This is a genomic window from Isoptericola sp. NPDC055881, assembly GCF_053615895.1.
The window spans coordinates 45,552-60,361 of sequence record NZ_JBSHCR010000023.1 but is presented as its reverse complement, the minus strand read 5'-3'; the positions used below and the strand labels follow the sequence as shown (position 1 = coordinate 60,361).

Below are 14,810 nucleotides of genomic sequence, written 5' to 3'. Positions count from 1 at the left end.
TTTGTCCCGCGCCCGGGGGGCTCCTTTTTTTTCATTACCACCCCCCCCCCCCGGGCCCGCGGCTTACGTGCACACCGTCACCCCCCCACCCCCCCCACGGTGGGTGCTACCTCGGCAGGAGGTGGACTACCTCGGCAGGGGGTGGACTACCTCGGCGTCACAGGGCCCGCCAGCGCAGCTCGAGGGTGCGGGCCTGCGGGCGGAGCATCGCCGTCGGCCAGACGTCGGGGCCGCAGGCGCGGGAACCCAGCCCGTGCTGGGCGGCGTCCACGTACAGGTGGTGGTGCGTGGGCACCGGCAGCTCGTACGGGTGCGCGGCCGCGGTGAGCTCGTGCGCGGTGTGCCGGGCCAGCGTGAAGCCGGGCAGGCGTCCGCGGGCGTCACGGGCCGCCGTCAGGCGCACCCACGGCTGACCGGCGCGCAGGAGGACGAGGTCGCGCACCTCGGAACGGTGCCCCGACTCCTGCGGGCGCGCGTACGGCACCGCCAGGTCGTCGAGGCCCGCACGGTGCCGGCCCACGACGACCGACCCCCGCACGTCCGGGTACGAGTCGTGCGGGCCGAGCCCGAACCACTCCGCGCCGTCGACGTCGGTCGGCAGGGCGAGGTGCACCCCCACGCGCGGCCACACGTCGTCCCAGTGGTCGTCGGGCGTCAGCACGACCCGCAGCACCGCCTCGACCGCACCGTCGGCGGCCCGCTCGGCGGTCCAGGTCTCCTCGACGTCGATCGCCGCGCGGCTCTGCGCGGCGGACACCCGCCGCAGCACCCGCACCCGGTCCGCCGACTCCTCGACGGCGACGGTGCGGTGGGTGAGCCGGTCCAGGCCCTGACGGCGCCACCGGTCGGCCACGGGCGGGGCGGGCGTGCCCCGCCACGGCAGCAGCGTCGGGTCGGTCGCGTCGTAGCTGCCCATCGCGGCGCCGCGGTCGTTGTCGGTGGGGGCGCGCCACAGCTCGACGCGCGGGGCCGAGACCTCCGCGCCGGCGAGCCCGACCAGCTCCGGCCCGCGGAACGCGACCGGAGCGCCCGCGAGCGCCACGGTCGCACGACGCGGCGCGCGGGCGGCGGCGGGCGCGGGCAGCGCCCACTGGTCGCGCGCGACGACGTGCCCGGCGCCGGCCCAGGAGGCGTCCTCGCGCAGGGCGAGCTCGACGGTGAGGAAGGCCTCGACCCCCGCGGCCGCGGCGGGCAGGGCGGCGACGTCGAGCAGCTCGACGACGGCACGCTCCCCCGCGGCGACGGGCTGCCCGTCCTCTCCGACGACGTCGGCGCGGCCCTCGGCGACGACGTCGCCGTCGTGCTCCACCCGCCAGCGCAGCGCGAGGTCGGCGGCGTCGGCGGTGTGCCGGCGGTTCCAGATCTCCGCGGTGCCGGGGGCGCCCGCCGGCCGGACCACGACGGGCCGCTCGACGTGCCAGAACTCGGTCAGCCCGGGGCTGGGCGTGTCGTCGGACAGCACCATGCCGTCCATCACGAAGTTGCCGTCGTGCACGACCTCGCCGAAGTCGCCGCCGTACGCGAAGTACTCGGTGCCGGCGGCGTCGCCCTCGCGCACGGTGGTGCGCAGGCCGTGGTCGCGCCACTCCCAGACGAAGCCGCCGTGCAGCCGCGGGTGGGTGTCGACGAGCTCGCGGTACTGGTCGAGCGCGCCCGGGCCGTTGCCCATGGCGTGCGCGTACTCGCACAGCAGGAACGGCTTGGAGCGCTGGCGGGCGGCGTCGGCCACGGTGCAGCCGAGCAGGGGCGAGAGGTCGTCGCTGCCGATCGACGCCGTCTCCGGCACGGTGGAGTACATGCGCGAGTAGACGTCGGTGTACTCGCCGGCGTAGTCGCCCTCGTAGTGCACGGGCCGCGACGGGTCGCGGTGGCGGGTCCACTCGGCCATGGCGGCGAGGTTGCTGCCGGTGCCCGACTCGTTGCCGAGGGACCAGAGCACGATGCTCGGGTGGTTCTTGTCGCGCTCGACCGTGCGCTGCACCCGGTCGAGGTAGGCCTCGCGCCAGCGCGGGTCGTCGCTGGGGTTGCCGACCCAGCCGCCGGCCTCGAAGCCGTGGGTCTCGAGGTCGGTCTCGAGGATCACCCACAGACCGAGCTCGTCGGCGAGGTCGAGCACCTTCGGGTGGGGCGGGTAGTGGCTGGTGCGGATGGCGTTGACGTTGTGCCGCTTCATCTGCGCGAGGTCGGCGCGGGCGTGCTCCTCGTCGAAGACGCGCCCGCGGTCGGGGTGCGTCTCGTGCCGGTTCATCCCGGAGAAGGTGACGCGCCGCCCGTTGACGAGCAGCCGGTCACCGACGATCTCCACGCGCCGGAACCCGACGTGCAGGGTGACGGTCTCCGCCGTCGACGCAACCGTCGCCTCGTACCGGCGCGGCACCTCCGCCGACCACGGCTCGACGGCGCCGACCGCCACCGGCGCGACGTCCTCGGGCGACGCCCACGAGACGTCGACGCCGAGCTCGGGCACGCGCAGCCGCACGGGGTACGCCGCGGCGTCGGCCCGCACCTCCGGCACCAGCGTGCCCGCACCGGCGGCTCGGTCCGGACCCGGCGCGAAGTCGGCGTCGAGCCACACGTCGTCGAGGCCGCCGACGGGCCGGTGCAGCAGGGTGACGTCACGGAAGATGCCGGGCAGCCACCACTGGTCCTGGTCCTCCAGGTAGCTCGCGGCCGACCACTGCACCACCCGCACGGCGACGGTGTTGGCGCCCGGGCGCACGGCGTCGGTGACGTCGAACTCGTGCGCCAGCCGGCTGCCCGACGCCGACCCCACCTCGACGCCGTTGACCCAGACGGTGCAGAACGACTCGACGCCGTCGAACCGCAGCAGCACACGACCGTCCTCGGTCCAGCCGGCGGGGACGTCGACGTCGCGGCGGTAGTCGCCCGTCGGGTTCTCGTCGGGCACGTGCGGCGCGTCGACGGGGAACGGGAACTGGACGTTGGTGTAGATCGGCCGGCCGTACGCGCCGTCGCCCACCAGCACCCAGTGCGCCGGCACGGGGACCTCCCCCCAGCCCGCCTCCGCCGAGGCGGCGTAGCCGGGCTGCGCGAAGTCGTCGGGCCCCTCACCGTCGGGCAGGACGTGCGCGCCGGGCGCGCCGGGCACGCCCGCCAGGAGCCGGAAGCCCCACGTGCCGTCGAGGTGGAGGCGGGGCGCGTCGCTGGCGAGCGCGGCCCGGGGCGGGTCGACCCGGCCGGACCAGGGCGCGGTGGACTCGTGCGGCAGGGAGAGGGTCATGCCTTGACAGCACCTTCCGTCAGACCGCCCCGCCAGAACCGCTGCAGGGCGATCATGGCGATGGCGAGGGGGATGACCGAGAGCAGCACGCCCCCGGTGGTGAGCTCGTAGAACTCGGGCAGCCGGTCGGTCTGGCTGCGCCAGTTGTTGAGCCCCAGCGTGATCGGGTAGAGCTTCTGGTCGCTGAGCATCACGAGGGGCAGGAAGTAGTTGTTCCAGATGCCCACGAGCTGGAACAGGAACACGGTGACGAGGGCGGGCGTCATGATCCGCAGGCCGATGGTGTGGAAGATCCGCAGCTCCCCCGCGCCGTCGATGCGCGCGGCCTCGACGAGCGAGGAGTCCACGGTCGCGTCGGCGTAGATGCGGCACAGGAAGAAGCCGAACGGCGACACCAGCGACGGGATCAGCACGCTCCAGTAGGTGTTCGCGAGGCCGAGCTGGCTGAACAGCAGGAACAGCGGCAGCGCCGTCGCGGTGCCCGGCACGAGCACGCCGCCGAGCACCAGCCCGAAGATGAGGTTGCGCCCCCGGAACTGGTACTTGGCCAGCGCGTAGCCGCCGGCCGCCGCCAGGTAGGTGGCGATGATCCCGCCCACGCCCGCGTACAGCACGGAGTTCGCGAACCAGCGCACGAAGACGCCACCGTCGTAGCGGAGCACCGCCGAGAGGTTGTCGAACAGCGCGAACGAGTTCCCGAACCAGAACCCGTTGGTCGCGAACAGGTCGTCCGTCGTCTTCGTCGCGGCGACCACGACCCAGTAGACGGGCACCAGGAAGTAGATCGCGACGACGACGAGGATGCCGGTGACGACGATGGTCGTGGCCGGACGGCGGCCGGCGCGGTCCGCGCGCCCCGCCGGGGTGGCGCCGGTGCCCGAGGCGGCGCGGGCGCCGGGCGTCGTGGAGACGGTGGCGGCGGTCATCGCGAGCTCCTGTTCGTCAGCCGGAGGAAGAGGAACGACAGCGCGAACGCGACGAGCGCGATGAGCACCGACTGGGCGGCCGCGACGTTGTAGTCGTTGTAGGCGAACGCGGTCGTGTACGCCGACAGGTTCGGGGTGTACTGCGAGTCGATCGCCGGGGAGACCGTCTTGAGCAGCTGCGGCTCCGCGAAGAGCTGCAGGGTGCCGATGATCGAGAACACGGTGGTGAGCACCAGCGCCGGGCGGATCAGCGGGAGCTGGACGCTCCACGCCGTACGCCACGGCCCGGCCCCGTCGACGCGCGCCGCCTCGTACAGCTCCGGCGGGATCGCCTTGAGCTGCGCGACGATGATGAGCATGTTGTAGCCCGCGTACGTCCAGGTCACGATGTTCGCGATGGACCACAGCACCGTCCCCGCACCGAGGAAGTCGGGCGTGAACCCGAACAGCTTCTCGGACAGGTCGATGATCGGGCTCAGCCCGGGCACGTAGAGGAACGACCACAGGATGGTCGCGATGACGCCCGGGATGCCGTACGGCATGAAGTAGGTGGCGCGGAAGAACCCGGGCCAGCGCGCCGACGCCGACTCCAGCAGCAGCGCCAGGACGGTCGCGGCGACGATCATCACCGGCACCTGCACGACGCCGAACAGCAGCATGCGCCAGATCGACGCGATGAAGTTCCCGTCCTCCAGGGCGATGCGGTAGTTCTCGAACCAGGCGAAGCCGGTGGTGACGCCCTGCTCGCCGAACAGCCCGGCGCGCGTGACGGTGGTGAAGCTCTGCCCGATCGCCACGAGGATCGGCAGCACGAACGTCAGCAGGAACAGGACGAGGAACGGCGACACCAGGATCCAGGGGGCGCGCCCCACGGCCGTGCCGCGCTTCGTCTTCGGCGTCGTCCCGCCGGCGGACCGCTCCCGCGCGGCCGGCGTGGTGGTCTGCGTCGTCATCGGTCCTCCGCCTTCCGGATCGTCAGGCCCTTCTGGCGGAAGACCTCGATGGTCCGCGCCTCCGCGGCGACGACGGCGTCCACGAGCGTGCCGCCCGTGGCCTTGCGCCGGAACCCGTCGCCGAGGATGTTGAACGTCTGCTGCGTGATCGGCCACCACTGCCAGTCCGGGTTCTGCTCCTTCGTGGCGGGCTGGAAGACCTCGGTGTTGTACCGCTGCCCACCGAAGAACTTGCTCGGCTCCTCGCGCGCGGCCCCGATGTAGTCGCGGGCGGGCGACCAGCCGATGCCCGAGTACTTGATCATCGCGTCGATACCCTCGGGGTCGGTGTTCAGCCAGACGGCGAACTCCATCGCCTCCTTCGGGTGCTTGCTGTTGGCGAGCACGGCCGACGTCGAGCCCCCGATGAACGACGACCCGTAGCCGTGCTCCCAGCGCGGGGCGGGCGCCACGCGCCACTTGCCCTCGGCGCCGCTGACGCCCTCGAGCAGGGCGTCGCCCCAGCTCGCGCTCACCAGGGAGGCGATCTTGTCGTCGGCGGCGGCGGCGAACCAGCCGGGCGAGTACGGGTTGGCCGACGTCGTCACCAGGTCGTCGTCGATGGCCCGGTCGAAGAACCGCGCGACGTCGAGCGTGATCTCGTCGGCCATGTCGATGACCCAGCCGTCGTCGGAGCTGCGCAGCCAGGTCGCACCCGCCTGCATGGAGTGCGCGGCGAACACGGACGTGTCGTCCAGCGGGAACGCGTCGATGAAGATCCCGGCCTTGCGGAAGGCGGGCGCCACCTCCGCCCACTGCGACCACGTGGTGGGCACGTCGGCGCCGACCTGCTCGTACAGGTCGGGGCGGTAGTACATGCCCACGGGGCCGGAGTCCTGCGGGATGCCGTAGACCCCGCCGGCGAAGCTGACCTGGTTCCACAGCGTCTCGTCGAACTTGTCGGCGTGCTCGGAGACCCCGTACCGCTCCAGGTCGACCAGGCCGTTGACCAGCATGAACTCGGGCACGGTGCGCATCTCGACCTGGGCCAGGTCAGGCCCGCCGCCGGCCGCCAGCGCCGAGTACATCTTCTGGTAGCCGCCGGAGTTGCCGCCCGGGATCCACGCCACCTCCACCTGGACCTCGGGGTGCTGGGCGTTCCAGACGTCCGCGACCTTCTGCAGGTCCTTGAGCCACGCCCAGTACGTGAGCGTGACCTTCTCCCCCGCGGCGGCCGGCACCACCGGCTGGGCGTTCACCGACGTCGTGCCGGGCGTCGCGCAGCCCGCGAGCATCGCCGCCGCGCCTCCCGCGAGCCCCATGCCGAGGAGCTCTCGTCTCGTGACCTCTCGCATCCGTCCCCACCTCGTCGTGACGTCGGCCGGGACGCGTGCCCCGGGCTCGTGTGAGCGTGGTCACGTTAACAGCGGGTCCGACCGGTTCGTCCGCACGTCTCAGGGCGTGTCAGGCGGGACGGGTCAGGTGCGGGAGGCCAGGCCGGTGGGGTCCGGCAGGTGGCGTCAGGCGGGGACGGCCTTCACCGGGGCCCAGGGCGTGCCGGTGCCCGCCATGGAGGCGTGGAACGGGTCGCCCGCGACGATGTCGCCGGCACGGACGGTGGCGCCCGTGAACGCGGAGCGGTAGATCGCCGCGGCCAGCTCGAGCGTGGCGCGCGTGTCGGCGACCGTCACCGGCGGCGTCCTGCCCGCCACGAGGGCTTGGTACGTGGGGACGAGCTGCGCGAGGTGGCCGCTCTCGCCCCCGTCCACCGAGCGCGCGGCGTCGGCCGCCCAGGCCTCGGCCACGTCCTCGCGCCCCACCACGGGCGTGACGGTCCAGCTGGAGTCGTCGTAGCCGTACAGGTGCTCCAGCTCGACCGTGGCGGCGGCGGTGTCGAAGCGCAGCCGCGACGTCTGGCGCGGCGAGATCGCGGAGTTCGTGATCGTCGTCAGCGTGCCGTTCGCGAACCGCACGAGGGCGGTCGAGACGTCCTCGGTGTCCGTGTGCCGCGCGAGCCGCCCGGCCATCGCCCGCACCTCGGTCCACGGGCCGAGCACGGCCAGCAGCAGGTCGAACTGGTGGATGCCGTGCCCCATCGTGGTGCCGCCGCCCTCGGTGTCGAAGCGGCCCCGCCACGGCACCTCGAAGTACTCGGGGGTGCGGAACCACAGCGTGTCGCACTGCGCCACGTAGGCCGGCCCGAGGGTGCCGTCGTCGAGGAACCGGCGCAAGCGGCGGATCCCGGCGCCGAACCGGTGCTGCACGATCTGCGTGAACCGGCCGGAGAGACCGGCGTCTGCGGCCTCCCGCTCGACCGCCGCCAGGGTGTCGGCCTCGGCCAGCGACAGCACGGCGGGCTTCTCCACGACGACGTGCGCCCCCGCCCGCAGCGCGGCCGTGGCGGCCGCCAGGTGCACCGACGGCGGGGTGCAGACGTGCACGACGTCGACCTCGCCCGCGTCGAGCAGGGCCTGCAGGTCCGTGCCGTGCTGCGGCACGCCGTGCTCGGCCGCGAACGACGCCGCCCGGTCGGCGTCGACGTCGACGACGTGCGTCAGCTCCACGCCGTCGGGCCCGCCGTGCGCCGCCAGCGCACCGAGCGCCTCCGCGTGCGCGCCGGCGATGGCGCCCGCGCCCAGGATCGTGACCTTCATGTGTTCCGCTCCCCTGAGGTAGTCCAGCTCGCGCCGAGGCAGTTCATCTCATGCCGAGGTAGTTCAGCCCTTGCCGAGGTAGTCCAACGAAGGCCGAGGTAGTCCAGCAGATGCCGAGGTAGTTCATCTCGCACCGAGGTAGTCCAGCAGGCACGGGTCAGACGGCGGTGCGGCCGCGGCGGGCCTCCACGCCCACCACGGCCAGGGAGAGCAGCCCTCCGACGACGAGCGCGAGCGGCGGCAGCATCCACACGAAGACGACGCACAGGGCGGCGGCGGCAGCGAGCAGCACGGACCCGGTCAGGTCGTCCTGCGTGCGCTGCACGCCCTCGGCGAGCGTCTCGCGCGCGGTGCGCGGCCGAGCCTCGCCGCGGGCGGGGTCGACCGGCTCGGACCACGCACCGGCCGCTCGGGCCAGCACGGCGACGACGGCTGCGGCGGCGACGGCGACCACCACCGCGACGACGCTCGCGCCGGGCAGCAGGTCCGTGCGGGCGAGCTGCCAGTCCAGGGCGAGCAGGAGCGCGACGCCGACGGCGGCGAGCCCGAGCGGCCACAGGGTCCGCACCGCCGCCCACCAGTCGCGGGCGAAGCGGGCCACGCCGACGTCGTGGCCGGTCACCTGGCGGCGGACGTGCGCCACTCCCGCCGCCACGGACGGGACCGCAGTGACCAGCAGCAGGCTGCCGAGTGCGACCAGCACACCGGCGAGCACCACCTCCGCGAACAGCCCGAGGGCAGCCCCCGTGCGGGTCTCGCCGCCACCGGCCGGCCGCTTCCGCCCACCGCGGCCGGGCTCGCGCCCGGACCGTGCCGCCATGACCGCCCCCTCCGTCGTCGTGCCGCGCCCCATGATCAGCCCTTGAGGCCCTGGGTGGCGACGCCGTCGACGATGTAGCGCTGGAAGAGGATGAAGAAGATCATCACGGGCAGCAGGGCCAGGACGGCCATGGCCATCTGGGCGCCGTAGTCGGAGATCGACGTCTGGTCGACGTAGAGGCGCAGCGCGATGGGCAGCGGGTACAGGTCGGGCTTCTTCAGGTAGAGCAGGGGGCCGAGGAAGTCGTTCCAGGACCAGATGAACGCGAAGATCGAGCTGGTGATGATCGCGGGGCGCATCAGGGGCAGCATGATCGCGGTGAAGATGCGGCCGTGCCCGGCGCCGTCGATGCGGGCGGCCTCGTCGAGCTCGCGCGGCAGGTTGCGCATGAACTGCACCATGAGGAAGACGAAGAACGCCTCGCCGGCGAGGAACTTCGGCGCGAGCAGCGGGATGAACGTGTTCACCATGCCGAGCTCGTTGAACATGATGTATTGCGGGATGATCACCACGTGGAACGGCAGCAGCAACGTGCCGATCATGATCGCGAAGAACAGGCCACGGCCGGGGAAGTCGATCCGCGCGAAAGCGTAGGCGGCGACCGTGGAGGACAGGATCACCCCGATCACCGACGCGACGGCCAGGATCATCGAGTTGCCGAAGAAGGTCCAGAACCCGACGCCGCCGATGCCCGACAGGGCGGTCGCGAAGTTGTGCAGCGACAGGTGGTCCGACCAGAGGCTGATGTTGCCGATGATCTCGCTGGACGGCTTGAACGAGCTCATCAGCATCCACGCCGCGGGGTAGAGCACCACGATCGTGCACGCGACCATGAACGCGTGGAACCCGACCGACCGGGCACCCTTGCGGCGCTTCGCGGCCTGGCGCAGGCTCGTGTCGACCGGACCCTCGGGACGGGACGAGCCGGCCCCGCTGGGGATGCCCGCGGCGGCTGCCTGGTTCGACAGCGGCGGTGTCGTGATGTGCGCGCTCATCGGTTGTCTCCGGAGTAGTGGACCCAGGCGTTCGAGGTCTTGAACAGGATCGCGGTGATGACGCCGACCACGATCACCAGGACCCAGGCCATGGCCGAGGCGTACCCCATGTCGAACTGCGCGAAGCCCTTGATGTACAGGTAGAGCGTGTAGAACAGCGTCGAGTCGGCCGGGCCGCCCGTGCCGCCGGAGATGATGAACGCGGACCCGAAGACCTGGAACGCGCCGATGGTCTCCAGCAGCAGGTTGAAGAACAGCACCGGGCTCAGCATCGGGATCGTGATCCGCCAGAACTTGCGGACCGGGCCGGCGCCGTCGACGGCGGCCGCCTCGTACAGCTCGGCCGGGATCTGCTTGAGGCCCGCGAGGAAGATGACCATCGGGGCGCCGAACGTCCACACCGCCAGCAGCACGAACATCGGCATCGTCTTGGACGGGTCACCCACCCAGCCGCCGGCCGGGAAGCCGAACAGCTGCTGGATGCGGTCCACGATGCCGTCGTCGATGAACATCGCCTTCCACACGATGGCGATCGACACCGAGGCGCCGATCAGCGACGGCGCGTAGAAGATCGAGCGGTAGGCGCCCTGCCCGCGGTGCTTCATGTTCAGCACCATCGCGACCGCCAGCGCCGCCGCGAGCTTGATCGGCGTGCCCACCAGCACGTAGATCGCCGTCACCTTGGCCGACGTCCAGAACCGCGGGTCGTGGAACAGCGCCACGAAGTTGTCGAACCCCACCCACGACGGCGGGCGGAACAGGTCATAGTCCGTGAACGCCAGGTACAGCGACGCCACCATGGGGAACGCGGTCAGCACCACGAACCCCACCAGCCACGGCGACAGGAACGCGAACCCCGCACCCGCCTCGCGGCGGCGGCGGGCGCGCCCCCGTTCGGGGGACGCGTCCTGCGTCCCCCGAACGGCGCCGAGCGTGCTGCTCGTCGTCACGGCAGTCACGACTGCTTCACCGTGCTGTCGGCGAAGGAGAACCACTGCGTCACGAACTCGTCGACCGTGATGTTGCCGTACTGCAGCTCCTCGCCGAGGCGCTTGTACTCCGCCTCGATCTCGCCGAAGCCCTCGACGGGCACGGGCGCGGCCTCGGTGACGACGTCGGCCACGTCCTTCTCGTACTGCACGACCTTCTCGTCCACGGAGCCCTTCTCGAGGTTCATCGCGTCGATCTGGTCCTGGACGGCGGGCACGCCCTTGGACGTGCCGAAGATCTCGCCGACCCGCGGGTCGTTGACGAGGAAGTCGATGAGGGCCGCCGCGGCCGCCGGCTGCTTCGTCTGCGCGGACGCCGACAGCAGCATCGAGGGCTTCCAGAACTGCTGCGGGCCGTCGTCGCCGGACGGCATCGGGAGCATCTCGATGTCGTCGCCCGACTCCGCCACGTAGCCCGCGAGGAAGTTGTCCCAGGTGGCCTCGGCTGCCGACCGGTTCACGTGGAACCCGCCGAGCGGCTCGAGCTGCTTGGCCTGCTTGATCGGGAAGAACGCCTGCGCGTCACGCAGCGACTGGCCCTGGTTCAGCCACTCGGTCATCTGCGCCTCGTCGAAGTTGAGCTGGCCGTCGGCGGTGAACGGCTCCACGCCCTGCTGGACCAGCCACTGCAGGAAGAACCAGAAGGTGCCGGTGTAGTCGCCCGAGCCGTAGATGACGGGGTCCTTGCCCGCGCCGGCCTTCGAGACCTCCTCGATCCAGGAGTTGAGGTCGTCCCAGGTGTAGCCCTCGGCCGGCGGGTCGATGCCCAGGTCCTTGAGCACGTCGGCGTTGTAGAACAGCGCGAGGGTGTTGGTGCTGGTCGGCACCCCGTACTGGCTGTCGTCGACCTGCCCCGAGTCCAGCAGCGAGTCGTCGATGCCGTCCACGTCGAGGTTGACGCCCTCCTGGCCGGTGAGGTCCAGGAGCTGTCCGGTGCCGCCGTACTGGCGCAGGTAGGACAGGTCCATCTGGATCACGTCGGGCAGCGCACCGCCGGCGGCCTCGGTGGCACGGGCGGTCCAGTAGGCGTCCCAGTCCTGGAACTGGGTCTGCACCGTGATGTTGGAGTGGTCCTTCTCGAAGAGGTCCACCGCCTTCTCGTACATCTCGGCACGCGCCGGCTCGCCCCACCACGCGAGCGAGATGGTGATGTCCTCGTCGGTGCTGACCTTCTCGGCGGACCCCGGGTCCGCGGCCTCGGTCCCGCCACCGCAGGCCGTGAGGGTGAGGGCGATGGTCAGCATCGCCGCTGCCGCGCCGGCGGCCTTGCGCGTGATCCTCATGTGAGCCTCCTCGCTCGTCGATCGTCCACGATCGTCGGCGACGAGGAAGCCCCGTTGACTCCCCGCCCCGCTGCCGACTGAATCGATAAAACACGACTCGGTAAGCGTTGTCCAGCCCCGGAGTGCACCCGCTCACATCACGATCCGGCAACGAGGGTACGACGAGTCCGGCGGCGCAGCCGGACGCGGTCGTCCCGCTGCGTCGCCGAGGATTGTATCGATGCAGGTCAGCCCGCACGGATGCCCGCGCAGACGGTCCGGACGAGTATCCGCGCAGGTCCGGGGCTCGTCAGGCGGAGGCGAGCGCCGGCACCTCGCCCACGACGGCGTCCACGAGCCGGGGGTCCGTCCCGGCGCCGTCGGGCAGGAGCCCCCCGAGCGCGAGCAGCGCCCGGGCCACGTCGGCGGGCGCCGCCGCCGCAGGATCGCCGTCGCCGACCCTGGCGACGACGTCGGCGAGCTCGGCGGCGCGCGGGTCGTCGACCAGCCGACCGGCGGCAGCCTCGCGCCGCACCACCTCGCACCACGCGGCCAGGGCGAACGCCGCCCCGGCCGGCACCGTCCCGGCCGCCAGCCGGTCGACGACGATCCCGCCCCACCGGATCGGGATCTTCTGCGTCCCGTCCATCGACACCTGCAGGGTGGTGTGGCCCGTGGCGGGGTTGGCGAACCGCTCGAGCAGGGACTCGCCGTAGGCCCGCAGGTCCGCGCCGTCGGGCGGGGTCAGGGTGGGCAGCGCGTCGTCGAGCATGAACGCGCGCGCCCGCTCGTGCAGCGCGGGGTCGGTCACGGCCTCCGCCAGCGTCGCGTGCCCGGCCAGCCGCCCTGCGTACGCGAGCAGCGAGTGGGTGCCGTTCAGCATGCGCAGCTTGGCCTGCTCCCACGGCGCGACGTCGGTCGTCAGCGTCGCGCCCGCCCGCTCCCACTCGGGGCGCGGGCCGGCGAACCGGTCCTCGATCACCCACTGGCGGAACGGCTCGCCCACGACGAGGCCCTCGTCGCGCGCACCCAGCTCGCGCTCGACGGCGTCCCGCTGCGCCGGGGTGGTCGCGGGCACGATCCGGTCCACCATCGAGCACGGGAAGGTGACGTCCGTCGCGAGCCACGACCGCAGCCCGTCGCCCTCCGGCCCGGGCAGCGCCGCGGCCACGGCCGCACCGACCAGGCGTTCGAGCACGCGACCGTTGTCCACCATGTTGTCGCAGGTCAGCACCGTGATCGGACGCCGCTCCCCCGCCGCCTCGGCGGCCCTCCACCGCGCCGCGAGCCCGCGCACCAGCAGCCCGACCGCCGTCGTCCCCGCCACCACCCCCTCGCCGACCAGGGGGTTGTACACGTTCTGAGACGTCATTCCGTGCGCAACCGCCTGGTCGGCGACGTGCTCGGCGGCGAGGGCGTCCAGGTCGGCACGCACGCGTCCGACGTCGAGCCCGCCGTCGGCGTCGCGCGCGTAGCCCTTCTCCGTCACGGTGAGCGTCACGAGGTGGGTCGTGGCCTCCGCGACGGTGGCCAGCACCCGCGCGGTCTCCTCCGCGGGCCACGCGACGTCGAGCACCGACCCCACGAGGTCCAGCCGGCTCTCGTGCGTGCCTGCCGTCAGCACCGAGTACACCCCGCCCTGCGGCCGCAGCTGGTCGCGCACCGACGCCGACCGCTGCGTCACCCCCAGGATCCCCCAGCGGCGGTCGCCGGTCGCCCGGGCCGCCAGCTCGGTGAACACGGCCTGGTGGGCCCGGTGGAACGCTCCGATCCCCAGGTGCACGATGCCCACCTGCTCGGGGGTCACCGGCGCGTCGAGGCGTGCAGGGAGGGCGGAGCGGTGGAGTCGGTCAGTCGTCACGGGCTTCCTTCATGTCGGCGACCAGCATGGTCGGGGTGGCGCACCTCGGGACGACGCCGGTGCCGCCCGTGCCGAGGACGGCCCATCGGTGGCAGGTGAGTCGGTGGCAGGCGAGGCGCGGTGTCGTCATCCGGGCGGGACACCGGTGGAGTCGCGGATCACGAGCTCGGCCGGCAGCCGGTGCCGGTCGCTCGCGAGCGACGGCTCGGCGTGCCCGACGTCGAGCCACGCGAGCAGGAGGTCCACGGCGCGGCGGCCGAGCCCGGTGCGCGGCACGCGCACCGTGGTCAGCGCCGGCGCCACGAGCGTCGCGACGTCCACGTCGTCGAACCCGACGACCGACATGTCGTGGGGCACCCGCATGCCGCGCCCGCGCAGCCGGTCGATGATGCCGAGCGCCATGAGGTCGTTGAACGCCAGGACGGCGGTGACGTCCTGCGCGACGGCGTGGTCGGCGGCGGCGAGGCCGCCCGAGAAGTAGGGGCGGAACGAGCCGAGCTCGACCAGGGTGACGTCGCCCAGCCGCTCGGCCGCCGTGCGCATCCCGTCCCACCGGCGGGCGCCGGACCAGGACGTCGTCGGGCCTGCGGCCACACCCACGCGGCGGTGGCCGAGGGCGTGCAGGTGGCCCAGCACCTGCGCGACCCCGTCGGCGTCGTCGACGGCGACGGACGGCAGGTCGGGCATGTCGCGACTGACGAGGACGGCCGGCAGCCGGTCGACGGCGCGGCTCAGGACGTCGTCCTCCGCGCGCGGCGACGCCAGGACGACGCCGTCCACCCGCCGCGCGAACTGCGCGATCAGGCCGGCCTCCGCGGTCGGGTCCTCCTCGGAGTCGGCGACGAACACCGGGTAGCCGGCCGCGCGCGCCCTGGCCTGGACGCCCTTCGTCACCGAGGCGAAGTAGGGGTTCTCGAGGTCCGGCACGAGCAGCCCGATCGTGTGCGTGCGCCCGAGCCGCAGCCCGCGCGCCGTCGGGTCGGGCGTGTAGCCGAGGCGCTCGGCGGCCTCGAGCACCCGTGCGCGGGTGGCGGCCGAGACCTGCGCCGGGGCGGTGAGCGCCCGGGAGACGGTCGACACGGAGACCCCCGCAGCCCGGGCCACCTCGTGCGCGTTCGCCATCGCCGCTC

The 14,810-nt window shown here is 72.7% G+C and carries 12 protein-coding genes; all 12 read right to left on the bottom strand.

Annotated elements, in window-relative coordinates; genetic code table 11:
* Positions 1 to 157 precede the first annotated feature (157 nt).
* A complete protein-coding gene (locus ACWGKI_RS09360; protein WP_452186483.1) occupies positions 158 to 3,241 on the bottom strand; it encodes a glycoside hydrolase family 2 TIM barrel-domain containing protein in 3,084 nt (1,027 codons plus the stop codon).
* Positions 3,238 to 4,167 carry a carbohydrate ABC transporter permease gene (locus ACWGKI_RS09355; protein ID WP_452186481.1) on the bottom strand — a complete coding sequence of 310 codons (930 nt, stop codon included), beginning with the start codon at positions 4,165 to 4,167 and terminating at the stop codon, positions 3,238 to 3,240. The genes ACWGKI_RS09360 and ACWGKI_RS09355 overlap by 4 nt, the downstream gene beginning before the upstream one ends.
* On the bottom strand, positions 4,164 to 5,120 hold the full coding sequence (locus ACWGKI_RS09350; RefSeq protein WP_452186479.1) for a carbohydrate ABC transporter permease: 957 nt from the start codon (positions 5,118 to 5,120) through the stop codon (positions 4,164 to 4,166). Before ACWGKI_RS09350 ends, ACWGKI_RS09355 begins: the two co-directional genes overlap by 4 nt.
* Positions 5,117 to 6,454, bottom strand: coding sequence for an extracellular solute-binding protein (locus tag ACWGKI_RS09345; protein WP_380243407.1), 1,338 nt, complete (start codon positions 6,452 to 6,454; stop codon positions 5,117 to 5,119). The genes ACWGKI_RS09350 and ACWGKI_RS09345 overlap by 4 nt, the downstream gene beginning before the upstream one ends.
* Before the next feature lie 165 nt (positions 6,455 to 6,619).
* Positions 6,620 to 7,753 (bottom strand): Gfo/Idh/MocA family protein, encoded by a 1,134-nt coding sequence (locus ACWGKI_RS09340; RefSeq protein WP_452186477.1) that lies wholly within the window; start codon positions 7,751 to 7,753, stop codon positions 6,620 to 6,622.
* Between the two features lie 157 nt (positions 7,754 to 7,910).
* Positions 7,911 to 8,573, bottom strand: coding sequence for a hypothetical protein (locus ACWGKI_RS09335; protein WP_452186474.1), 663 nt, complete (start codon positions 8,571 to 8,573; stop codon positions 7,911 to 7,913).
* Between the two features lie 35 nt (positions 8,574 to 8,608).
* Complete coding sequence (locus ACWGKI_RS09330) at positions 8,609 to 9,568, bottom strand: carbohydrate ABC transporter permease (protein ID WP_452186472.1); 960 nt, start codon at positions 9,566 to 9,568, stop codon at positions 8,609 to 8,611.
* A complete protein-coding gene (locus ACWGKI_RS09325) occupies positions 9,565 to 10,518 on the bottom strand; it encodes a carbohydrate ABC transporter permease (RefSeq protein ID WP_380243421.1) in 954 nt (317 codons plus the stop codon). Before ACWGKI_RS09325 ends, ACWGKI_RS09330 begins: the two co-directional genes overlap by 4 nt.
* A gap of 5 nt (positions 10,519 to 10,523) precedes the next feature.
* Entirely contained in the window at positions 10,524 to 11,840 is a 1,317-nt protein-coding gene (locus tag ACWGKI_RS09320; RefSeq protein WP_380243411.1) for an ABC transporter substrate-binding protein, read from the bottom strand.
* Positions 11,841 to 12,129: 289 nt separating this feature from the next.
* Positions 12,130 to 13,680 carry a mannitol dehydrogenase family protein gene (locus tag ACWGKI_RS09315; RefSeq protein WP_452186470.1) on the bottom strand — a complete coding sequence of 517 codons (1,551 nt, stop codon included), beginning with the start codon at positions 13,678 to 13,680 and terminating at the stop codon, positions 12,130 to 12,132.
* The gene (locus ACWGKI_RS09310) at positions 13,670 to 13,810 is read right to left on the bottom strand and encodes a hypothetical protein (RefSeq protein ID WP_452186468.1); all 141 of its coding nucleotides are present in this window, start codon (positions 13,808 to 13,810) and stop codon (positions 13,670 to 13,672) included. Before ACWGKI_RS09310 ends, ACWGKI_RS09315 begins: the two co-directional genes overlap by 11 nt.
* Positions 13,807 to 14,802 carry a LacI family DNA-binding transcriptional regulator gene (locus ACWGKI_RS09305; RefSeq protein ID WP_452186466.1) on the bottom strand — a complete coding sequence of 332 codons (996 nt, stop codon included), beginning with the start codon at positions 14,800 to 14,802 and terminating at the stop codon, positions 13,807 to 13,809. Before ACWGKI_RS09305 ends, ACWGKI_RS09310 begins: the two co-directional genes overlap by 4 nt.
* Positions 14,803 to 14,810 lie beyond the last annotated feature (8 nt).